At 70.8% G+C, this 21,904-nt stretch carries 12 protein-coding genes; 6 read left to right on the top strand and 6 right to left on the bottom strand.

All coding sequences use genetic code 11. The annotated features are described in order from the left end of the window. Positions 1–54 precede the first annotated feature (54 nt). From ACPFP2_RS21405 to ACPFP2_RS21395, 3 genes are all read right to left on the bottom strand, one after another. Complete coding sequence (locus ACPFP2_RS21405; protein ID WP_424090953.1) at positions 55–3,003, bottom strand: hypothetical protein; 2,949 nt, start codon at positions 3,001–3,003, stop codon at positions 55–57. A 357-nt stretch (positions 3,004–3,360) separates the two neighbouring features. Further along, entirely contained in the window at positions 3,361–4,788 is a 1,428-nt protein-coding gene (gene rox, locus ACPFP2_RS21400) for a rifampin monooxygenase (protein WP_424090952.1), read from the bottom strand. 550 nt (positions 4,789–5,338) lie between these two features. Further along, positions 5,339–6,622 (bottom strand): MFS transporter, encoded by a 1,284-nt coding sequence (locus ACPFP2_RS21395; protein WP_424090951.1) that lies wholly within the window; start codon positions 6,620–6,622, stop codon positions 5,339–5,341. Positions 6,623–6,759: 137 nt separating this feature from the next. Between ACPFP2_RS21395 and ACPFP2_RS21390 the strand changes: the two genes are divergently transcribed. Both ACPFP2_RS21390 and ACPFP2_RS21385 read left to right on the top strand, forming a co-directional pair. Further along, positions 6,760–7,419: an ArsR/SmtB family transcription factor gene (locus ACPFP2_RS21390; protein ID WP_424090950.1), complete on the top strand. Its 660-nt coding sequence runs from the start codon at positions 6,760–6,762 to the stop codon at positions 7,417–7,419. Positions 7,420–7,621: 202 nt separating this feature from the next. Further along, a complete protein-coding gene (locus ACPFP2_RS21385; RefSeq protein ID WP_424090949.1) occupies positions 7,622–8,128 on the top strand; it encodes an ATP-binding protein in 507 nt (168 codons plus the stop codon). Positions 8,129–8,639: 511 nt separating this feature from the next. Here ACPFP2_RS21385 and ACPFP2_RS21380 read toward each other — a convergent pair. Continuing rightward, the gene (locus ACPFP2_RS21380) at positions 8,640–9,362 is read right to left on the bottom strand and encodes a TioE family transcriptional regulator (protein WP_424090948.1); all 723 of its coding nucleotides are present in this window, start codon (positions 9,360–9,362) and stop codon (positions 8,640–8,642) included. Between the two features lie 58 nt (positions 9,363–9,420). Between ACPFP2_RS21380 and ACPFP2_RS21375 the strand changes: the two genes are divergently transcribed. The 4 genes from ACPFP2_RS21375 (at position 9,421) to ACPFP2_RS21360 (ending at position 16,786) form a co-directional block, all read left to right on the top strand. Next, on the top strand, positions 9,421–10,623 hold the full coding sequence (locus ACPFP2_RS21375) for an erythromycin esterase family protein (RefSeq protein ID WP_424090947.1): 1,203 nt from the start codon (positions 9,421–9,423) through the stop codon (positions 10,621–10,623). A 185-nt stretch (positions 10,624–10,808) separates the two neighbouring features. Then, complete coding sequence (locus ACPFP2_RS21370) at positions 10,809–12,137, top strand: low temperature requirement protein A (RefSeq protein WP_424090946.1); 1,329 nt, start codon at positions 10,809–10,811, stop codon at positions 12,135–12,137. Between the two features lie 226 nt (positions 12,138–12,363). Further along, positions 12,364–15,810, top strand: a complete 3,447-nt coding sequence (locus tag ACPFP2_RS21365; RefSeq protein ID WP_424090945.1) for an NACHT domain-containing protein — start codon at positions 12,364–12,366, stop codon at positions 15,808–15,810. Continuing rightward, the gene (locus ACPFP2_RS21360) at positions 15,800–16,786 is read left to right on the top strand and encodes an alpha/beta fold hydrolase (RefSeq protein ID WP_424090944.1); all 987 of its coding nucleotides are present in this window, start codon (positions 15,800–15,802) and stop codon (positions 16,784–16,786) included. The genes ACPFP2_RS21365 and ACPFP2_RS21360 overlap by 11 nt, the downstream gene beginning before the upstream one ends. Here the strand turns inward: ACPFP2_RS21360 and fxsT are convergent. Next, the gene (gene fxsT, locus ACPFP2_RS21355; RefSeq protein ID WP_424090943.1) at positions 16,764–20,699 is read right to left on the bottom strand and encodes an FxSxx-COOH system tetratricopeptide repeat protein; all 3,936 of its coding nucleotides are present in this window, start codon (positions 20,697–20,699) and stop codon (positions 16,764–16,766) included. The genes ACPFP2_RS21360 and fxsT overlap by 23 nt on opposite strands. Then, complete coding sequence (locus ACPFP2_RS21350) at positions 20,696–21,886, bottom strand: TIR-like protein FxsC (RefSeq protein WP_424090942.1); 1,191 nt, start codon at positions 21,884–21,886, stop codon at positions 20,696–20,698. Before ACPFP2_RS21350 ends, fxsT begins: the two co-directional genes overlap by 4 nt. Between the last annotated feature and the right edge of the window lie 18 nt (positions 21,887–21,904).

Genomic DNA, 21,904 nt, shown 5'->3' with positions numbered 1-21,904 from the left:
GGTGCCGGTGTGGCGACGCCGCCGCAGTTGCCGCGCCGCCACACCGCTGTTGTGCTATCCGAGGGTGAACCGGAAGAACCGGGGGCGGTAGATCCCCGGGTCGCGGTAATGGTCCCCGTCGGGTCCCACCGTGGTGTCCATGCTGTTGACGTTGTACGAGGCGACGAACGTGTCGCCGGAACTCAGCGACGCGTGGACGTGCGCGTTGTACGCGATGATGTCGCCGTCCCAGTAGCTGCCGTACGGGCCCGGTTCGGGCATCCGGTAGACCTGGGTGCGGTTGGTGAACGGCCCGAACGGCGAGCACGACGTGTACGCCATGATCCGGCCGCTGAACGCCTCCGTGCTGTCCTGACTGAGCAGCAGATACTGCCCGTTCCACGGCGTCACGCTGTACTCGTTCGCGATGCCGGTGAGCGTGTTGCGCGCGTTCTGCTCCCGGAACGTCCAGCCCCACGGCGTGTAGTACTGCCAGGTGCCGGAGCCGAGGTCCGAGCCCTGGACCCGGGCGATGCGCATCTGCTTGTGGGTGGGCGAGTCGTCGACGCCGTAGATGTAGGTGTAGCCGTCACCGCTGCGGCTGGCCGGCAGCAGCGCCGAGCCCCACGCCACTCCGCTGGCCGAGGGCAGGTCACGGACCTGGACCGGGGCCTGCAGGTTGCCCAGGTCGAAGTCGGCCACGACGTTGCGGTTGAACCGGAAGTCCCACCCGCCGGGGCCGAACTTCAGGTACTCCTGGTACACCACTTGCAGCCGGCCGCCGGAGAGGTGCCCGTCGCCGACCCAGTACCAGGTGGACGAGGATGTCGGGGCCATGATGGGCCGGGGCACCCAGACCGTCCCGCCCTGGTACGTCGTCAGGCTGGTGCCGTTCTGCACCACGAAGGTGTTGTTGACCAGTGGCGCGCTCGTCGGTCGGGTGCCGTCGTCGTTGAGCGGACCGAGCCAGGTGTCGGAGAACAGCCAGATGATGCGTCCGTCCGGCAACTTCACCGAGTAGGTGGAGTCGCCGCCGGTCCAGCCGTCGGGCGTGCTGGCCGCGTACGAGTTGAACGTCGACTCGGGGGCGACGTTCAACGAGAGGCTGGTGACGGTGGGGGCGCGCAGCGCGCACTGCCGCTCCTTCAACGGCACCGTGGTCTCCATGTAGGTGTCGAACGTCCTGGGGGAGTCACCCGCGTCCTGCGAGTGGATGTCCAGCTCGGTCCAGGTGGTCACCAGCGTGGCCACCATCGGGTAGGCGAAGTTCGGCACCGTGATGAGCCCGCCGGCGTCGAGGTACACCACCGATCCGATGGTCGGGTACTCCGCCAGGCTGCCGGCGCTGCCCTGGGGCGACCACACGATGACGGCGGAGCTGCGGTTCGGGTCCTTGGTGGTGTCCACCAGCAGGGTGGAGCAGTACCCGCACGCCGGGTCGCCGGACTGCGCCTTGGCCCAGAAGTCGTGGTAGACCGCGCCGCCCTTGCGCAGGATGTCGTGGTACTCGGTGTGCGAGCCGGCGGCGACGACGTGCTTCTTGCGCGCCGGCCGGGCGTCGCCCAGCCCGTCGTCGTCGGTCTCGGTGTAGCCGTACAGGTTCGACCGCCACAGGGTGGCGTCGGAGTCCCGGTAGCCGTAGAGGTCCCAGCTGCCCGGCGGGGCCGGCAGGGGAGCGGAGTTCGCCGTCGCCAGCCGGTAGTTGGCGATGTGGTACCCCAGCAGCATGTGCTTGAAGTTCATGCTGTAGCCCTCGACCGCGGAACGGATCGCCTCGATCGGCAGGTGGTCGTGGTCGCGGACGCTCTCCCAGGTGTGCCGCACGAAGGCCCCGTCGGTCCGCTCGGTGAGGTACGTGGGCAGCAGGAACGAGCCGTACTGTGGACCGCCACCGAGCCCGCCCCACGAGTTGAGCGCCTGCCCGGGTTTGCGCAGCACGTCGGAGACGTTGCGGGCATAGAGGTCGTCCTCGCCGAGCGGGCTCCATCCGCCGGTGCGGACGTACGTCTGGTGGGCCGCCCACTCGGCGGTCGCCTCCATCCACCAGTTCATCGAGCCGAACTCCTTGCCGCCGACCCAGTTCCACAGGAAGTCCACGGCGACGGCGGACTGGTCCCAGTACTGGTACTGCATGACGTGGAACAGCTCGTGCCGGGGCATGTAGTCCCAGTCGGTCGCGCTGGTCGGCACCAGGATCGTCGGCTGCTGGTTCAGGCCGAACGGCAGCACGAACGGGGCGCGGTTCTGCTGCCCGAGCAGGCTGTCCACGCCGTACACGAGCACGTACGGCTTGTCCTCGCGCACCGGCAGGGGATACCCCATGTCCCGGTACTCGCCGGCCGCGATCGACAGCGAGTTCAGCATGTGCTGCACGGCCTCCGGCCGTCCGTTGGGGTTGTACACCGGCGGGACACCCGGTTGGCTGCCGCTGCTGACGTTGTAGAGGATGAGGAACTCGCCGGCGGAGGCCCGGCACTTGTAGGTGACGTCCAGGTACTCGTAGTCGTCGGCCGCGCAGTCGTCGTAGCCGGCGGCTGCGGCGGCCGGCGCGGTGAGCGTCGGTGTGACGGTGCGCGACGCGGCCGGCGCCGCGCCCGCGGACAGCATCGACAGGTACGTCAGGTACGTCGCCGGGTTCTCGACGGCGCCGCTCGGACGCAGGCGCGCGGGCACCGAACTCGGGGAATCGAGCGACATCGTCGCGTACCGCACCGTGTCGTCACGGGACAGTTGGCCGCGGTGGTAGGCGCGGACGATCTTCTCGTGCGGCCCGAAGTCGGGTGCGGTCGCCTTCGGCCGTTCGGCCTTGCGGTCCGGCGCGACGGGCCGGTACGGCTTCGCCCGCTGGGGCGCGTACTGACCGGTGTCGGGGCTGGGGGCGGGCGCCGTCGGCGCCGGTCGGGCCGACCGGTCGCCGACCCGACCTCCGGTGCCGTCGGGCGGCGCCGCCGGGGACGGACCGCCGACCAGTACGGCTGCGGCCAGGGTGACCGCCGTCGTACCCATTGCCAGGATGATTCTCACGCTGCTCCTCGCTGCGGGGTGGGCGAGACGGGCGCGCCGGGACCGTGGCACGCCCGTCTCGCCCACGCCGGGCAGGATCGCGTCAGACCCTCGTCGACCTCGACGGGACGGCCGGGCCCGTGTCGTCTGCGGTGAAACACAGGTGGTGCCCGACGGCGCGCCCGTCATGGGCCGACGGAACGTAACGTGCGCCGCTGATCGGGCACTGAAATTCCGCTGACGTCGTCGCGCGGCGCCACCACGGTCTGCCCGGTGTCCTGGCCATCGCTGGATCGGGGACGGCTCGGCGTGACAGACCGGATGATCCGTGGTCCACGTCCCCGTCACGACGGTCCGCCCCGTGGCGGCCGGGGCGGTTCAGGCGACGGGGGCGCCGAACCACCGGGGCAACTGGTGGAGCAGGTCCTGCTGGTCGTCACCGACCCACGCCACGTGGCCGTCGGGGCGCAACAGCGCGGCGGGCACGTCCAATTCCTCGCTGACGTCGACGACGTGGTCGACCCGATCCGCCCACCCGGCCGCCGAGAGCCGGCCCGTCTGGTCGAGCAGCAGTCCGCGCCCGCCGTGTGTCAGTTCGTAGAGGCGCCCCCGCTTCAGCCGCACGTCGCGCATCCGCCGGCCGAGCAGGTCGTGCCCCTCGCCGAAGTCGTAGCGGATTCCGATCGCGGTGATCTTCTCGATGAGGTGCCGGTTCACGTTCTCGAAGTCCATCAGTTCCGACAGCAGGCGGCGTACCGCCTGGGGTCCCGGTTCGGTGGACATCAGCTGGATCTGTGCGCGGGTGTTGTCCAGCACGTCGGCGGCCACCGGGCGGCGTTCGGTGTGGTAGCTGTCCAGCAGCCCTTCCGGTGCCCAGCCGTTGACCTCGGCGGCCAGTTTCCAGCCGAGGTTGAACGCGTCCTGGATGCCGAGGTTGAGGCCCTGCCCGCCGGTCGGCGGGTGGATGTGCGCCGCGTCGCCGGCCAGCAGCACCCGGCCGCTGCGATAGCGCTCGGCCAGCCGGGTGGCGTCGCCGAAGCGGGAGAGCCAGCGCGGTGAGTGCGCACCGAGGTCGGTGCCGGCGGTCGCACGCAGCTGTTGCTTGAACTCGTCGAGGGTCGGCGGGACCGTGCGGTCCTCGGCCACCCCCTCTGCGGGCACGACGACGCGGTACACCCCGTTGCCGAGCGGCCCGGCGCCGAACCGCTTCTGGGTCCTGCGGACCTCGGTCACCACGGCGGCCAGTGTCTCCGGTGCCACGGCGAGCTCCATCTCGCCCAGCAGCGTCTCGACCCTGGTGGGCTCGCCGGGGAACCCGACGCCCAGCAGTCTGCGCACCGTGCTGCGGCCGCCGTCGCAGCCGACGAGGTAGCGGGAGCGAAGCTGCGTGCCGTCGGCCAGCTCGGCGGTCACCCCGGTCTCGTCCTGGCGCAGCCCGACCAGTTCGCAGCCGCGCCGGATCTCGGCGTCGAGTTCGGTGGCGCGTTCGGCCAGCAGCCGGTCGGTGATGGTCTGCGGGATGCCGAGGATGTAGGAGTGCGCGGTGTCCAGCCGGTCGGGCCAGGGCTTCTCGATGCCGGCGAAGAAGCCACCGACGGCGTATTTCTGGCCGTGCGCGAGGAACCGCTCCAGCAGGCCGCGCTGGTCCATCACCTCGACGCTGCGCGCGTGCAGGCCGAGCGCGCGGACGTACCTGGTCGGCTCCGTCTCCTTCTCCAGCACGATCACGTGCACACCGTGCAGCCGCAATTCGCCGGCCAGCATCAAGCCGGTCGGTCCGCCGCCGGCGATGACGACGTCAATCATGAAGACCCCCGTTCGACAAGGTTGCACCTCGGCCAGCTGCGGCGTGTACTTTCGTCGGCATCTTTCGCCGGGTGCCCGCACTCCCGCGAATGCGCACGTATTTCGCGAATCCCGGATTCCGCAGCTTCTGGCTCCGGCTGGAGATTCTGCATCACGATCCGGGGCTTGCGGCAAGCCCCCTGAACTGCTATATGTTAGAGGTGGCAAGGAGTGGACAGTCTCCTTGCCTTCGCTGTTTTCGGAGGGGCGGAAGGCTCTCCCGAACGATGCGGGCGGCGCTCGGCGCTGCGCCGAGCGGGCTGCCAAGGTAGCCGGTCCTACCAGCACCTGAGTCGCGCGTCCGTGAGTCGGCGATCGATGCCGACCGATCGTGTCCTGACTGCTATGGATATCGGTCCATCCAATCGGGATGCTGATTCGAGCTGCAATTCGACCAGCCGGGGTGGATGATGACCGATTCCGTGCGCGAATCGCCTTACCTGGACTTCCTCTACGTCGAAGAGGAACGGCTCGGTTGGGTCTTCCGCGACCGGAACCTCTACCGTTACCGCTACTCCGAGGCGTGCCCGACTCTCGAGCTCTCGGCGGTGCGGGTCTCGTACATGCGCACCGCGACGACGAGGCCGGACGCGGCGGTGATCACGGCGACGACCCAGACGGCGGCGCGCAGGCCGAGCAGGTCGGCGGTGATCCCGGCGACCAGGGCGCCGATGGCGTAGCCGGAGTCGCGCCACAGGCGGTAGACACCGACGGCGCGGGCCCGCCAGGCCGGATGGGCGACGTCGCCGATGACCGCGAGGAGGGTGGGGTACACCAGGGCGGTGCCGGCGCCCATGAGCACGGCGGCGACCGCCCACACCGTGAAGCCGGTGCCGGCGGCGACCAGCGCGATGCCGATCGCCTGGGTGAGCATGCCGGCCGTGATGAGCCATTTGCGGCCCCACCGGTCGGACAGGGCGCCGGTGGCCATCTGGCCCAGGCCCCACACCGCCGGGTAGAGCGCGATCAGCACACCGATGCGGGTCAGACCGAGCCCGGACGTGGCGAACAGGACCGGGTACAGACCCCAGGCGAGGCCGTCGTTCAGGTTGTTGACCATGCCGGCCTGACTCGCGGCCGACAGTGCCTTCTCCCGGAAACTGGTGAGGGTGAAGATCTCCCGGCTGGTGACGCCGCGGCCGTGGCTGCCTTCGCGTGACACGTGGTGGGCGGCTTCGTACCGGGCGTGCTGGTGGGTCTCGCGGACGAGGACGGTGGACAGGCCGAGGCCGAGGGCGGCCACGGCGACGCCGAGCAGGAACGGGGCGGGCCGCAGCCCGTGCGCGGCGGCCAGCGCGCCGGTGGCCCAGCCCATGGTGGCCACGGCGAGGTAGCCGGCGGCCTCGTTGAACCCCATGGCCAGTCCGCGGCGGGCCGGACCGGCGAGGTCGATCTTCATGACGATGGTGGTGGACCAGGTCAGGCCCTGGTTCACGCCGAGCAGGACGTTCGCCGCGATCACCCAGCCCCAGGAGGGCGCCCAGATCAGCAGCAGCGGCACCGGTAGGCCGATCAGCCAGCCGGCGATCAGGACCGGTTTGCGGCCGTAGCGGTCGGAGAGGCTGCCGGCGGCGAGGTTGGTGAACGCCTTGGTGAAGCCGAACACGATGATGAACGTCAACGAGGCGGTGAACGCGCCGACGGCGAAGACCTGCTCGGCCAGCAGCGGCACGACCATACGTTCCTGACCGACCATCGCCCCGACGAGGGCATTGACCGCCACCAGCAGGACGAACTGGGGCAGGTTGGCACGCAGCCCCAACCGGATCGGCGTGGCGATGCTCGCGCCGCTCATCGATCCGGGTCCGGATCGGTGCCGGCGTGCGGCAGCGGGGTCAAGTGGTCCGGCAGTTCCATCGCGTCCTCCGGCCCGGCGGTAGCAGTCGGCGTCACCATCTCCTACACTATTCCACAGAACTTTGGAGGATTGGCGTGGGTGACCGGAACCAGAAGACGGCGCTGTTCGAGCAGTTCGCCCGGGTCGGCAAGGCCCTCGCCTCGGGCAAACGGCTCGAACTGCTGGACCTGCTCGCCCAGGGTGAACGTGACGTGGCGTCCCTCGCGGCGTCGGCCGACCTGGGACTGACCACCGCGTCCGCCCACCTGCAGACACTGCGCCAGGCGAACCTGGTCGCCACCCGCCGCGACGGCACCCGCATCCTCTACCGCCTCGCCGGCCGGGATGTGGCGGAGTTGTTCGCCCACCTGCGCGACGTGGCCCAGTCGCATCTGCCCGACGTGCAGGCAGCCCGGCTGGCCTATCTGGGTGAGGACGGCGGCCAGCCGGTCACCCGCGAGGAACTGCGGCAGCTCACCAGGACAAGCCTCGTCACCGTGCTCGACGTGCGGCCCCGCGAGGAGTACGCCGCCGGGCACATTCCCGGCGCGGTCAGCATCCCGATCGACGAACTGGCCGACAGGCTCGCCGAGCTACCCGACGACGGGCACATCGTCGCGTACTGCCGGGGCGCCTACTGCGTGCTCGCCCACGACGCCGTCCGACTCCTCGCGGCCCGCGGTCGCACCGCGACCCGGCTGGCCGACGGGATGCTCGAATGGCGCCTGGCCGATCTACCCGTCACGGTCGCGTGACCCCACCGGTGCCGCGGCCATGGCGGATGGAACGGCGGTGGTCGCCGTGACGCGTTGCCACATCGATGCGGGCCGCCGGGCGGTGGTCGCAACCAGCCGGCCGCGATGGTCAGTCCCCGGGCAGCGATACCTTGCCGTGACCTGCAGATACTTGCGCTCCCGCAAGGGTCGCGGAGTTGCCCGGAGCAGGTAGCCTGCGGGGGTGACCGACGACACCGCCGACCCGGGCGATCCGACGTCGGCTCCTGCAGCTGACGGTGTGCCGCTGCTGTCGCAGGACTTCACCGAAGCGACGGTCACCACGCTGCGACATGCTCTGCACGCCCACGTCACCGCCGTGGGACTGATCGGCGACGACGGTTACGACTTCGTCCTCGCCGTGCACGAACTGGTGACCAACGCCGTTCGCCACGGCGGCGGCCAGGGACACCTGGAACTGCGTCGCCACCAGGACGTTCTCATCTGTGAGATCGTCGACCAGGGACAGTCGCCGGCGAACCTGCCGGTGCGACTGTCCGAGGTCGACACCGCTGGTGGGCGTGGGCTGTGGCTGGCGCACCAACTCGCCGGCGGACTCATCCTCACCCGCCGCCCCGACGGGGTCACCGCCACCGTGACCGTCTGTCTGCAGCCCGCCACCGCAGATGGCGCCCTCACCCCCGGGCGGAACGGCCAGTCCGACGACCGCGCTCAGGACCAACCAGGCTGATCGCGCCGACTCGCCGGCCCCTTCACCTCGAGCAGGCCCGCGAGCCGACCGACCCGAAACCTTCGCCGACGTGGTCACCGACCGGGCCGTCCGCCACCACCTGGACAGCCCTCGCCGACAGGCGTCAGCCCGGCCGCCCGGCGACCACCGGGGCGTGGCCGACCGTGCCCGAGGTCCGCGGCCAGGAAACGTCGCCGAATGCCGCTACGTCAACGACGTCCGGCTCGCCGCCGACACCGACCCGCTCCGTCGTGCGGTCGACGAGGCGCAGGGCAGGGCCGCGATGGCCGGCGCGACCGTCACGTCCGCCGAGAGTCTCGACCACCGCGTCGGACGAAGGGCGAGCCTGACGCCGTTCCCCCAGGGGCTCCGGTCCCCCTCCACGGTGCGCGCCCGCCCGACCGGGCGAGGGATGGATCATCGGCGCGGCGCAGGTCGCCAGCGGGTGGGAGGCGCCGCTGGCCGTGAACTGCCGGGCCTCGGCGGGGCTTCGAGGCCAGCAGGCTGTTCGTCATCCGGGTGGAGCAGGGCGGTGGTCGAGGTAGGCGTCCAGGGCGGCGGCGCCGGTGAGCATGGCGCGGCTGCGGGCCGAGAGGCGGGCACGCCAGTCGTGCAGCATCGACTCCAGCGGCACGATGCCTCCGGCGGAGCGGACCTGGGCGATCAGCGGGGCGATCTGCTCCAGCAGATAGCCACCGCGTCTGAGTTGGTGGGCCAGCAGGGCGTCGCGGACGTCGGCCGCGCTGTAGACCCGGTAGCCCGTCCGCGGGTCGCGGCGCGGCTGGACCAGGCCGGCACGTTCCCACTTGCGCAGGGTGGCCGGGCGGATGCCGAGCCGCCGCGACAGGGGGCCGACGAACGTGTCACCGCGCTCCCGCGGTACGGGATCGAGGTCGCGAAGCGCGGCTTCGACGGCCTGGAGGGTGCGGCGGTCGTCGAGAAGTTGGGCGTGGCTCTCGTCGATGAGCCGGAGCGCGTCCTCGGTCGCGTCCCGGTTGACCGCCTGCATGATCGAGGTGGCTGTCCGGTGGCCGTGTCCGGGCACGAGCGCGAGGAACGCGCGCAGGGCTCGGGCGTGCTGCGGCGTGTAGGTGCGGTAACCGTGTGGGGTGCGTGCGGCGCCCGGCAGGATGCCGGCTGCCTCGTAGTTCCGGATCGCCTGCGTGGACAGGCCGTGCCCACGCGCCAGGTCGACCGGCCTGAGCCGTTCGCCAGCTTGAGGGTTTCGCTTCACAGCCCTGCCAACATCGCGGAAAAGTTTCAACCGTAGGTTCAACGATACCGTTGAGGGAATGATTGCTGCTACCAAGGACATCGCCCATCCGGTCGAGGCCGCGACCGTCATGCGGTTGTTCCCGACGCGGCCGCGGCTGCTCGCCCTGGGCGAGCCCACCCATGGCGAGGACGTCCTGCTCGACGTCCGCAACGAACTCTTCCGGCAGCTCGTCGAGCAGGAGGGCTACCGGACGATCGCGATCGAGAGCGACTGCCTCATGGGCCTTGTCGTGGACGACTACGTCACGTCCGGCACGGGCACCCTCGACGAGGTCGTGGAGCGCGGCTTCAGCCACCAGTGGGGCGCCTTCCCGGGCAACCGCGAGCTGGTGCGCTGGATGCGTGCGTACAACGACGGCCGGCCCGCGTCCGAGCGGCTGCGCTTCGCCGGGTTCGACGGCCCGCTGGAGATCACCGGCGCCGCGAGCCCGCGGCAGGCCCTCACGGCACTGCACACCTACCTCACCGCCTGGGCCGACGTCGACCTGCTCCCGTGCGCCGCCGATACGCTCGACCGCCTGCTCGGCGCCGACGACCGCTGGGCGAACCCCGCCGCGATGCTGGACCCGTCCCGGTCCGTGGGGCGGACCCCCGAGGCCCAGCAGCTGCGGCTACTCGCCGACGATCTGGTGACGCTGCTCGACGCGCAGATACCGCAGCTGCTCGCGGCGTCGTCGCCCGACGACTGGGCCCGGGCGCGCCTGTACGGACGCACCGCCACCGGGCTGCTGCGCTACCACTTCTGGATGGCCGACCCGTCATCGGGTCGCATGGCGCGGCTGCTGGCCCTGCGGGACTCGATGATGGCCGCCAACCTGTTCGCCATCGCCGAACGGGGCCCGGCGTTGGTGGCCGCGCACAACGGCCACCTCCAGCGGAACAAGAGCACGACGCGGATGGGCGGCCTGCCGCTTCAGTGGTGGAGCGCCGGTGCGATCGTGAGCGCCCACCTGGGCGACGGGTACGCCTTCCTCGCCACCGCCCTCGGCACGATCCGCCACCATGGCGTGGACGCCCCACCCCCGGACACCGTCGAGGGGGTGCTGTACGCGCTGCCGGAGGACCGGTACGTCGTCGACCCCCGCCGACTGGCCACCGCCCTCGCCACCATGACTCCCGCCGCCCGGGTGTCCCCGTGGTTCGGTTACTCGCCGCTCGATCCGGCCCACGTGGCCGACACCGACGGCATCGTGTTCGTCAAGGATGTCCCGGCGGGATGACATCGAGAAGCCCGGTGGTGCTCGAGATGGGCTACGGCACCGGTCGGACGACGCGCTCGCGGTGAACCCACGGGGCGGAGGCCGCGTCGCGGTGCGGCCTTCGCCCCCGGCCAACTACCGGCACCGACCTGGCCGATTTCGGTGTTCCTGGACCCTGGCACGTGTTCCGCTGGCAGACTCGCCGGGTGAAGGGCGGATGGGAGCGGCGCCTGGGACCGATCGTCCAGGTGGCGCCCGGTGCCCGGGTGGAACGGTTCGAGATCTACTTCGACCTGGTCTACGTCTTCTCCTTCTTCATCATCGCCCGGGCCACCGCCGCCGACCTCTCCGGGCGGGGCCTGCTGCACGCCGTGCTGCTCCTGGCCGTGCTCTGGTGGTGCTGGGTCATCCACAGCCTGGTCGCCAATCGGATTCGCCTCGGTGAGGGCTTCGTGCCGGTGGTCATGGTGCTGGCCATCGTGGCGCTCTACGCCTTCGCGCTGGCCAGCCCTCAGGCGTTCCGGGAACCTGTCGAGGGGATCTCCGGTCCGTTCCTGATCGCCTGGAGTTACCTGGTGATCCGCCTCGTGCACCTGGGGGTCTACTGGTATTCGATTCGGCACGACCGCCGTGAGGTGGGGCAGATCCGTCTCTACTTCTTCGAGTTGACGGGCAGTGTCGCGCTGCTCTTCGCGGCCGCCCTCGTACCGCCACTGCTGGACGACCCACACGACGGTGCGCTGTTGCGGGTGGCGCTCTGGATCGCCCTGGTGATCGGCCAGTACGTGGTTCCCCTGCTGACCGGGACCAGGGGTTGGGTGGTCGTCTCCGCCGAGCACTGGAGCGAGCGATACGACCTCATCCTCATGATCGCCCTCGGCGAGTCACTGATCTCGATCGGTGTGGGCAGCGACGTGGTCGGCGGCCCCATCACCTGGCCGATGCTGATGGCGGCCACGATGGGCATCATCGGCGTCTCCTGCCTCTGGTGGGCCCACTTCGACCTGGTCGCGCCCGCCGCCCGCCTCGCCCTGCACGGCACCCACGGCGAGGCCCGGACCCGGATGGTCCGGGACGCATACCACGACCTCTATTTGATCCTGCTTGTCGGGATTGTTCTCTTCGCGCTCGGCGGCGAGGAGTTGCTGCACCAGCTGAGCGGTGACATCGGGTTGGGCGAGCCGTTGCGGGGCCCGGGAATGGCGCTGCTCTGCGGGGGCGTCGCCTGCTACCTGCTCGGCAGTCTGCTGTTCCAGCTGCGGACCCTGCGCACTGTCTCCTGGACCAGGGTGGGTGTGGTGGTGGTCCTGGCGGCGTTCACGCCGTTGGCCGTGCACCTGCCGGTCCTGGTGGCGCTGGCCGTCATCACGGCGGCCCAGGTCGCGATGGTCGCCGCGGAGGCGTTCCTGTTCGCCGGCTCCCGGCACGCGCTGCGCGCCGCGGTGCTGGAGGAACGGACGGCGCACGAAGCGTACGAGACGGCCTGGCGGCGGCCACGCACCAACGAGCTTCCCCCGGAGGGCTCACCCGACTGAACCCGATCCTGGTTCGGTCCCGCAGACCGGAAGAGGCACGCCACTCCTGGGCGAGCCGAAGTCATGAAATGACCACCTTCAACGCCTTGCGCGCATTCAGCGTTGAATCAAACAGATGAGCGGCTAGCCGTCGCGAGGTCGCCGGGCCGGTGATGAATCGATAGCTTTACGTCACTGCGAGTCCGTATCCTCAAGGGATCCGATCGCCAGCAGCGGAAGGGGCGGCATGCCGCGCCGTTCGAGCCTCAGCTATCGAGATGCGCTACGACTGCTGGCTCCGGGCAGCGCGCGCATCGCCGAGACCGACAAGGTCGTCAATGCGGGGATCCTGGGGGCCGGGGCGCTCTCCCACGGTGCGGCGCTCGCCCTGCTCGGTCCGAAGAACGCGCTCATGCAGCTCGTCCGCGACGCCACCGGCAACCAGGCCGGCCGCATCCGGTCGTCCGGCGGCAAGTCGTACTACGAGCTGCTGGAGGCCAGCCACACGGTGCTGGCCCTCTCCGCGTTCTTCGACGGATTCCGGGACGAGGTGGGGCCGGGCTTCGACCGGCTGGAACTGACCGACGCGGAGAAGGTCGCCATGGTGCCGGCCGACCGTCGTCAGCACACCCTGCCGCAGGAGATCGACACCGGGTACTTCCCGCTGCCGTCCTCGGTCCATGGCATGGACGACACCCGCCGAGACGTCGAGGCGGCCTACGTCACCCTCTACGACGCCACCATCGCCTTCTGCGACGGCCTCGCAGCCTGGCCGGCGGTGCGGCGCGGACTCGACCTCACCTCGTTGCGGTCCCGGGTCGTCGCCCGCAGCATGTGGCACTACGAGGACCGCTTCGACCGGCTCGCCGCGGACCTTCCGGAGTTCGGGTTCCGCATGATCCGGCAGGCGATCGAGCACAACCTGATCGACAACCGGAAGCTGACCGTCGAGGTCGCGGAGCGGTTGGACGCGCTGGCGGAGCTGTACCGCAATCTGGCGGGGCTGGCCGGGCCGCCCCCGGCCGACCGTCCCGACCTGCTCCGCGAGTCCCTCGACCGGCTCGCCGGGTCGCTGACCGCGGTGTTCCGGCAACCGCTGCTGAGGATCAAGGACATCAACTTCCACTTGCGGCTGCCGACCGTGGAACGTGGCTTCATCAGCCCCGACTTCCGGGTCGCCGAGTACGGCAAGCACGCCGCGCCGGAGCGGGAGCGCTGGTGGGAGGAGCAGCCGCGTAGCGGTGACCTCGTCGGCTTCCTCTCCGACTACCTGACCGACCCGGCGAGCCTGCACCGTCCGTTGCTGGTCCTGGGCCAGCCGGGTGCCGGCAAGACGCTGCTGACCAGGGTCATCGCGGCTCGGCTGCCGGTGAACCGGTTCACCGCGATCGTCGTGCCGCTGCGCCGGATGTCCGCAGACACCGCGCCGACGGAGCAGATCGAGTCCGCGATCGAGCAGCTGATGGACGAGCGCATCCGGTGGGCGGACCTGCGCCGGGCCACGAGCACCACCACCGTGGTGGTCATCTTCGACGGGTTCGACGAACTCGTCCAGGCCACCGGTACGGCCCACTCCCATTACATCGACCGGGTGGCCGAGTTCCAGGAGGCCCAGTGGGACCTGGGCTACTCGGTCATCCCGATCATCACCTCGCGGGTGCTGGTGATGGACCGCGCCAGCGTGCCGCAGGGCACGGTGCTGGTCCGCCTCGAGGATCTGACCGACGACCAGGTGACGACCTGGGTGGCGGCCGTCAACAGCGCCAACGAGGACCGCTCCGGCTACCGCCGGCTGTCGGCCCGGGACCTGCTGTCGCACGGCGAGCTGGCCCGCCAGCCGCTGCTGCTCACCCTGCTGGCGATCTACTACGACGAACACCGAGTCGACCGGCGTCCCGACCTCGGCATCTCCCGGTCCGACCTGTTCACCGGCCTGCTCACCGCCTTCATCCGTCGGCAGATCGGCGAGAAGAGACCGAGCACCCTCCCGCAGCACGAACGGGAGGCCCGCGAACACCGGCTGCGGCGCGACCTGGCCATCACCGCGTTCGCCATGTTCAACCGCAACCGGGAGCTGGTGAACCGGGCCGCGCTCCGCGCCGACCTGGACTGCTTCGGCACCGGCGCCGGCGACGGTTCCCGGTTCGAACTCGGCGACGTGCTCGGGCCGGAGCAGTTGGTCACCGCCGCCTTCTTCGTGGTGTACGGCCCGGACGACCTGCAGGGCGAGGACGCCCGCCGCACGTACGAGTTCCTGCACACGACCATCGGCGACTTCCTGATCGCCGAGTACGTCATCGGGTCGCTCCGGGAGTTGGCCGAGCTGCGCCGGCGTGCGCGTACCCCGGCCGGCTTCGGCTATCAGCTGGACACCGGCCAGTTCCGCGCGCTGCTCTCCCACCAGCCCCTGGTCAAGCGGGAGGCGGTGGTCGGGTTCGCCAAGGAACTCAGCTCCCGGCATCCGGAGGAGCGCGCCGCGATCGTCGACACGATCGCTGACCTGCTGGCCGAGGCACGGCAGCGGGGCAACCTCGCGGGGGTGGACGGTTACCGACCGTCCCCGTACGACCCGGTGCGGCTGCTCGCCGCCTACACCGCCAACCTGGTCGCGTTGGCCGCGCTGGTGTCCGCCGACGGCGTGTCGCACACCGACCTGATGGACGACGAGACCTGGGTCTCCACCGTACGGCTGTGGCGGGCAGGTCTGGACGAGAAGGGCCAGCTGGCGATGATCAGCTGGCTGAGGCGGGACGCCGACGGCCGCATCACCGCCGAACGACGGCGCGAACGCCGAGGGGAGACGGTGAGCGTGGCCGCCGAGGAGGCCCGGCTGCTCGGCGACATCACCACGTACGGTCAGTTGCAGGCCGGCGCGAGGACGTGGCGCGGCCGGCAGCCGGACAGCTTCGAGGCCGGACGGTTCCACGCCGACCTGGTGTCGCTGGCCACCCGGCGCTGGCCGGTGCCGTCGTTGCACCAGCTCATCCTGTACGACGAGCGGAGCTATCGGCGGCTGTGGGAGCGTGCCGTCGAATGTCCGGAGGCGGTGTCCAGTACGAGTGCCACGGTGCTGCTGGAATGCCTCGCCGAGGACGGCGCGCAGTTGCCCCGCGAGGTGGTCTGCGGGCTGACCCGGGTGGCGCTGACCCGGCTGCCCAGATCCGTGACCGCGCCACCCGAGCTGATCATCTCGTGCCCGTACCTGATCGACGAGTTTCCCGAGCTGCTCGACTCGATCGGCACGCCGGAGGACCATGCCGTGCTGCACGCGCTCATCCTCCGGCACGGGCTCGACCGGCTGCCGGGGCGGTACGTGCCCCGGGTGCGGACGGTGCTCGCCGACATCGAAGGACGGCTCGCCGAGCTTCCCTTGGAGGACGGCGTGGTCTCGGCCGAGATGGCTGCGCAGTTCGCCGCCGCGCGGGTCGACAACCGTACCGCGCTGTGGCTGTTGATGGCGTTGAGCGAGTACGCCGACCTCGCGTGGCGGAAGATTCCACCCGGGACGATGGCCGACCTGCTCGCGCACCGGCTACCGGACGAGTTCCTCGACGAGACGAGCCTTTGCCGGCTGCTCCTCGACTATCTGAGGGCACACGGCCGGGTGCCCGCGAAGGCCACGTTGACGGCCGCTCTCGAAGCGCTGCGGGTCCTCGCGGCGACCGACCGTGGCCCGGCCGCCGATGCGGTCTGAGCGCACGCTCGGCCGGGGCGCCACCCGAGCCGTCACCACCCGTCCGGAGGCCCGGTTGTCACCTCCGTCCAAGCATCGCGAGCATGTCGTCCGGGCCGCAGGCAGAAGCCTGGCCGTCGACATCGCCGGCGCGGAGCGCGGCTGGCCGGTGTTCCTGATGCACGGCACGCCGGGCAGCCGCAACGGGCCCCGACCGCGGTCGAGTGTGCTCTACCGGCTCGGCGTCCGGCTGATCTCCTACGACCGGCCGGGCTACGGCGGATCCAGCCGGCTGCCGGGGCGCCGGATCGCCGACGCCGCCGCCGACATCGCGGCGATCGCCGACGACCTGGGCATCGACGAGTTCTCGGTGGTCGGCCGCTCCGGTGGCGGCCCACACGCCCTGGCCTGCGCGGCTCTGCTGCCGGAGCGGGTACGACGCACCGCGGTCCTGGTCGGTCTCGCCCCGGCCGGCGCGGCCGGACTGGACTGGTTCGGCGGCATGACGGAGGCCAACGTCCGTGACTACGGCACCGCCGAGCACGACGTGCTGGTGCTCGCCGAACAGTTGCGCCTGCGGGCCGAGCGGACGATCGACGACCCCGGCTCGTTGCTCTCGTTGCTGGTCGAGCAGATGACCGAGGCCGACCGCCGGGTGGTGGCCGGTGTGCCGATCCGCCGGCAGCTGACCGACGCCTACGCCGAGGCGCTGCGCCGAGGGCCGGACGGCTGGATCGACGACGTCCTCGCGTTGCGGGCCGACTGGGGCATCACGTTGACGGAGATCCGGATGCCGGTACGGCTGTGGCACGGCGCCGACGACAACTTCGCCCCGGCCAGTCACACCCGGTGGCTGGCCGAGCAGATCCCCGACGCGCAGCTGCACGTGCAGCGGCGCAGCGCGCACTTCGGCGCGGTCGAGGTGCTGCCGGAGATGCTCGCCTGGCTGACCCGCCCGTCGGAGCGGGCCCCGGTCAGATCGGATGCGGGTCGATGATACGCCGTTGGAACCGGTTCTGGCGTACGGCCTCGACCGCCGGATGGGTCTCGCCCAGCCGTTCGGCGAGCTTACGGGTGACCGCCTTGACCTCTGCCCGCCGGTCGGACTCCACCCGCTCCTGCATCAGCACCAGGTTCGCCCGGCAGCGCAGCGCGTTGGGGTGGTCCGGGCCGAGCATGTGGGCGAGGCTGTCGTGAGCGCGCCGCAACAGGCCGAGTGCCTCCCGGTCCGCCGCCTGCCGACCTTCCGGCGGGTCTGGCTGCTCGGCGATGCAGATGCCCTGGTTCATCCAGCCGGAGAGCGGGTACGGGTGGTCGCTGCCCAGCACGGTGGCGAGCGCGTCCGCCGAGCGGCCGGCGAGCTGTCGGGCCTCGACGAAGTCTCCGGCGCGGCGGGCGACCATGGCCAGGTTGAGCAGGCAGACCAGGGTCAACGGGTGCTCGGGGCCGAGATTGCGCTGGTAGATGCGGTGCACCTCGGTGAGTTCCCGACTGGCGCGCTGGAAGAGATCGACGGTGAGTAGGTTGATCGACAGGCTCAGCCGGCAGGTCAGGGTCTCCGGATTGTCCGGCCCGAACCGCTCGTTGAGCAGTTCGTAGGCGGCTTCGAGGAGTTTGCCCGCCTCGACCGCGTGCCCGGCCGCGCGCAGCGACACCGCCAGGTTCGTCTGGGTACGCAGGGTTATCAGATGTTCGGCTCCCGCCGTGTGCAGCAGGTCCCGGTGGACGCTCCTCAGCCGGGCGACCGACTGCTCGTAGTCGCCGGCGTCGCGCATGTCGATACCGACGTAGGCGGAGGAGGCGAGGGTGTCCGGGTGGCTCTCGCCCAGGGTGGCGCGCCGCCCGGACAGCACCATCTCGTCGTTCGTGCGGGCCTCCCGGAAGTCGCCCATCAGGCGTTGGGTGCTGGCGAGGTTGTTGAGGGCAGCGAGGGTACGCGGGTGGTCCTCGGGGAAGTTCCGCTTCCAGGCGTTGAAGGTGATCTCGTCGAGGCGCAGCGCCTCGCTGTACATGCCCATGCCGCGCAGGTCGCGCGCCAGCCCGCCCGCGGTCATCAGGGTGTGCGGGTGGTCCTCGCCGAGCAGTTCCCGCTGGGCCGAGAGCACCTCCTCGTCGAGCGCCCGGGACCGGGTGAACTGCCCGAGGAAGGCGAGGATGTTGGCGAGGTGGAACTGCAGGTGCAGCAACTGCCGGCGCAGGTCGTCCCGCGCCCGCACGTCGGTCTCCTCCGCCAGCATCTGCTCCCAGGTCCGGGCGACCTCCTGCCCGATCCTCCGGCCGGTCTCCAGGTCGCCCCGCAACTGCAGGTAGCGGACCCGGTCGATCATCAGCGCCCGCACCTCCACCTTCCGGCTGAGCGGCGCCTTCGACGCCTCCAGATGCGGCCAGATGACCCGGAACCGGGGCCACCCCTTGGGGTCGTCGACCTCGCCCTCCGGCCGGGCTGCGGCAAGCACGAGGTGGACCTGCCGGCGCGCCTCGTCGAGTTCCTCCTCCGTCATCCGGGACCGGACGGCGTGCTGCAGCAGGCGATGCATGAGCACCAGGCCGCCCCGGCCCCGTTCGCCACCCGACGGGTTCTCGGCCCGCAGGTCGACGCGGACCAGGGCGAGCCGGTTCGCCTGCTGCACCAACTGCTGGCGGACCAGTCGTTCCTTCGCCTGGGGGTGGAACGGGACCAGCGCCTCGGCGAACTCGTTGCTGTAGACCAGGTCGGCCGAGATCTCCGGAGCGAAGACCGAGCAGAGTTGCAGCACCCGGTAGGCCGCCGGGTTCCTGGTCCGCAGGTGGTTGAGGGACAGTTCCCAGGTGGCCTCCACCGAGACGTTGCTGTTCGGCTCCATCACCACGCCCGGACCGAAGCGGGCGATCTCGGCGAGGTAGCTGTCGACCGAGTGTCCGGTGTCGGCCAGCCAGGCAGCCGCGGCGGTGACCGCGATCGGCAGGTCACCCAGCAGGGAGGCGATCTTGTCGGCCTGGTCGGCCCGCATGTTCGGCACCCGCTCGGTGAGGTGCTGGATGCTCTCCGCCCGCTTGAACACGTCGACCTGCACGGTGGTGGCCCGCTCGACCCACTGCAGGTTCCGGGATGTGATCAGGACGTGGCCCTTGCCGTCCGGCACGTACGGCAGGACGCCCTCGACCTCGTCGGCGTTGTCCAGGATGAGCAGCCACCGGAGATCGGTGTGACGCAGCGCCTGGAGCACCAGCCGGGCGTTCTCCCGGTTGGAGTCCGACGAGGGTACGCCCAGGTAGGGCGCCAGGTCACCGATCGCGGACTCGATGAAGGGCACCTGATCGGCGTCGATCCACCACACCATGTCGTAGGCGGCGCGGTAGCGGTGGGCGTACTCCAGCGCCAGTTGGCTCTTGCCGATGCCGCCCATGCCCTGCAACGCCACCGGGCCGGTGCCGGCCAGCACCACCTTCGGGCTGCTGCGCAGCAGCGTACGCAGCTCCCGCAGGTCTTCCTCCCGGCCGGTGAAGCGCTTGTTGCGGCCCGGCACCTCGAAGACGGTGTTGTCGCGGCCGGGGAACCGGGGTCCGGTGGGCAGCTCGACGTCGGCCGCCACCGACTCCCGGCCGACGAGGCGCAGGATCCGCGCGGCCGCCGTCCGCGCCTCCAACCCGGCCACCGAGGCGGTCTGCGCGGTCGGGACGTTGGCGAGCCGCCGGACGTCCGCGACGTAGACGACCAACGGCACCTGGTCGGGCGACCGGTCCGGCGCCGCGAGCACGGCCTCCTCGGTGGCGTTGGCCTCGGAGACGATGATCAGCTCCCGGGCCGTGGGGGGCGCCTCGTCGTCGGCGAACCACGGGTCGGTCACCCGTACGTCGACCGACACGAGCAGATGGCCGATCCACTCCGCCCACACCCGGTCGTAGGGGGCGTGCCGGAGCAGAATCTCGTTCTCCACCGACGTGGAGGTGCGGGTGAACCGGGTGACGACCCGCTCGCGCACGGCGCTGCTCATCGGGGGCAGCGACTCCACCTCGCCCCGGGTGATCTCACGGGCCAGGACCTCGTACGCCGACAGCAGCGAGCCGTTGACGCCGGGCTGGTCGGCGAAGGTGGCCAGTAGCTCCTCGTACGCGTAGAAGGCCTGGTAGGGCACCTGCGTCCGGGCCCAGTACCGGTCGCGCTCGGCCTCGCTCATCCCGCTCGGCAGGCCGCTGAAACGCTGCCGGGCCACGGCCCGTCCGGTGTCCGCCTTGACCTTCTCCGCGGGGTCGATCCGCATGGGCACGGGCAGTACCCGGATCCGCCGCGAGCCGTAGCGGTGCTCGACCAGCCGGGCCACCTTGGCCGCCCCGGTGATGCCCTGTTCGCTGAGGGTGAAGCAGGTGACGAGCACGTCCGGCAGTTGGATGGTGCAGATGTCGGCGACGTCGGAGAAACCGGTGCGGCTGTCGATCAGGACGTAGTCGTAGTGGCGCTTCATGTCGGCGCGCAGGGCGTCGAAGAAGTGGCCGCCGCCCTGCCGCTCGTAGAACTCGTCCCAGTTCATCCCGGCGAGCGCGCCGGCGTAGTCGTTGTTCTGCTGGCCGGCGGAGAGGAAGTCGAGCGTCCCGTCACCCGGGAAGTTGGACCAGTTCAGCGAGAACGAGTACTTGTGCACGCGGGCGTACTGCTCGTGCCAGCGGTCGTCGCCCTTGTCCTGCTCGGTGGTGGTCGCCCACTCGTACTCCCGGATCAGATCGATCACCCCGCCGGTGCTCTCCAGCGCGTCGTGGTCGATGAACGGCGCGAAGAAGCGCGACAGCCCGGGTGACTCGAGGTCCCAGTCGACGGCCAGGACCCGCTTGCCGTTGGCGGCGAGGATCCAGGCCACATTGGCCAGCGCCATGGTGCGGCCGGTGCCGCCCTTGTAGGAGTAGAACGTGATGACCTGTCCCTCGTGTCGGGTCATGGGTCCACTCCTTCGTCGGGCGGCGGGTTCTCCCAGAGCCGGGGCTTGCTGATCGGGCGTCCCGGCGGCGGGTAGGCCGGTCTGGTGTCCAGGTAGCGGCGTCGCATCCGGTCGACCAAGCCGTGGATCCCGGCCCGCCAGTCGTCGTACGTGGTGACCGTCAGTGGGCGTGCCGTCGCGGGAAACATCGCCACCGCCCGATCGAGCAGCGCCGTGCGCCGGGAGTGGCGACCGGGGACGGAGTCGTCGGTGATCACCACGACGCCCACCCAGCTGTGCAGGCAGTCGACGGCCGCGCGGACGGCCTCCGTGCCGTCCTCGGTCTCGACCACCTGTGGGTCGATCATGAGTACGCCCGGACGGCCCCGGAACAGGCCGGCGTCCGGCACGAAGTCCCGGACGTCGATCGGCATTCGCAGCCGCTGGACCGCGTCGGCCACGTCGTCGACGACCGGCGGTCGGTCGCGGAACGGCCGCCACCGGTCGGCGCGTGTGTCGGGCCGCCCGTTGAGCCGTGCCGGGGCAGGTGGCTGCTCGGGGGCGATGACCACGGCCAGGAAGGGCACCTCGCTGGTGGGGGTCGACGGCACGTCGGTCGGCCCGGACGGCGGCTCGGCCGGTTGCAGCGGGGTCTGCTCGGCGGTGTCGACGATGTGCTGGGCCAGCCGGCCCAGGACCTCCTTGTAGGCCTTCTGGAATATCTGCAGCCGGCAGAGCGCGCTCATGCCGTTGGCGGCGTAGGCGTCCACGTCGGCGGCCATCGCCAGCGCCCGGGCCTGGTCGGGCGCGTGGACGGCCGCGGGCGACGGGGTCCACAGGACCGGGAGGATGTTGTCCCCGTCGGCCGGACGACCGGCCCGCAGCAGCCGCTGCCGGAACCACTCCCGTTCCCGGCGCGAGTCATCCCGGTTGAGGTAGTCCGGCGAGTAGAGCGGGACGAACACCTCGGCCTCGGCGAGCGCCGTGCGCTTCTGTTCCGCCCGGTCCTCAGGCGGGCGTACGGTGAAGTCGGCGAAGCCCGGCCGGCGCAGCCGGGCGCCCGGTCGCCCGTCGATGGCCAGGTTGAGATCGTGGTAGAAGCGACGGACCCAGTGGTCGCCGAGTGTGCGGTCGTTCTGCGTCGGCGGGGGGACGTAGCTGAGGAAGAAGTATCGTGCGCCGGCGAGGCCGGGCCTCTCATGACTCACGTCGACACGACCCGTTCG

Source organism: Micromonospora citrea (genome assembly GCF_049629545.1).
Classification (GTDB): Bacteria; Actinomycetota; Actinomycetes; order Mycobacteriales; family Micromonosporaceae; genus Micromonospora; species Micromonospora citrea_A.
This window is presented reverse-complemented; position numbering and strand designations above follow the sequence as displayed.

Excerpts from the sequence above, each read along its gene's own strand:
- rox (WP_424090952.1), bottom strand. The coding sequence starts at position 4,788 with ATGATTGACGTCGTCATCGCCGGCGGCGGACCGACCGGCTTGATGCTG.
- ACPFP2_RS21395 (WP_424090951.1), bottom strand. The coding sequence starts at position 6,622 with ATGAGCGGCGCGAGCATCGCCACGCCGATCCGGTTGGGGCTGCGTGCC.
- ACPFP2_RS21375 (WP_424090947.1), top strand. The coding sequence starts at position 9,421 with ATGATTGCTGCTACCAAGGACATCGCCCATCCGGTCGAGGCCGCGACC.
- ACPFP2_RS21365 (WP_424090945.1), top strand. The coding sequence starts at position 12,364 with ATGCCGCGCCGTTCGAGCCTCAGCTATCGAGATGCGCTACGACTGCTG.
- ACPFP2_RS21360 (WP_424090944.1), top strand. The coding sequence starts at position 15,800 with ATGCGGTCTGAGCGCACGCTCGGCCGGGGCGCCACCCGAGCCGTCACC.
- fxsT (WP_424090943.1), bottom strand. The coding sequence starts at position 20,699 with ATGACCCGACACGAGGGACAGGTCATCACGTTCTACTCCTACAAGGGC.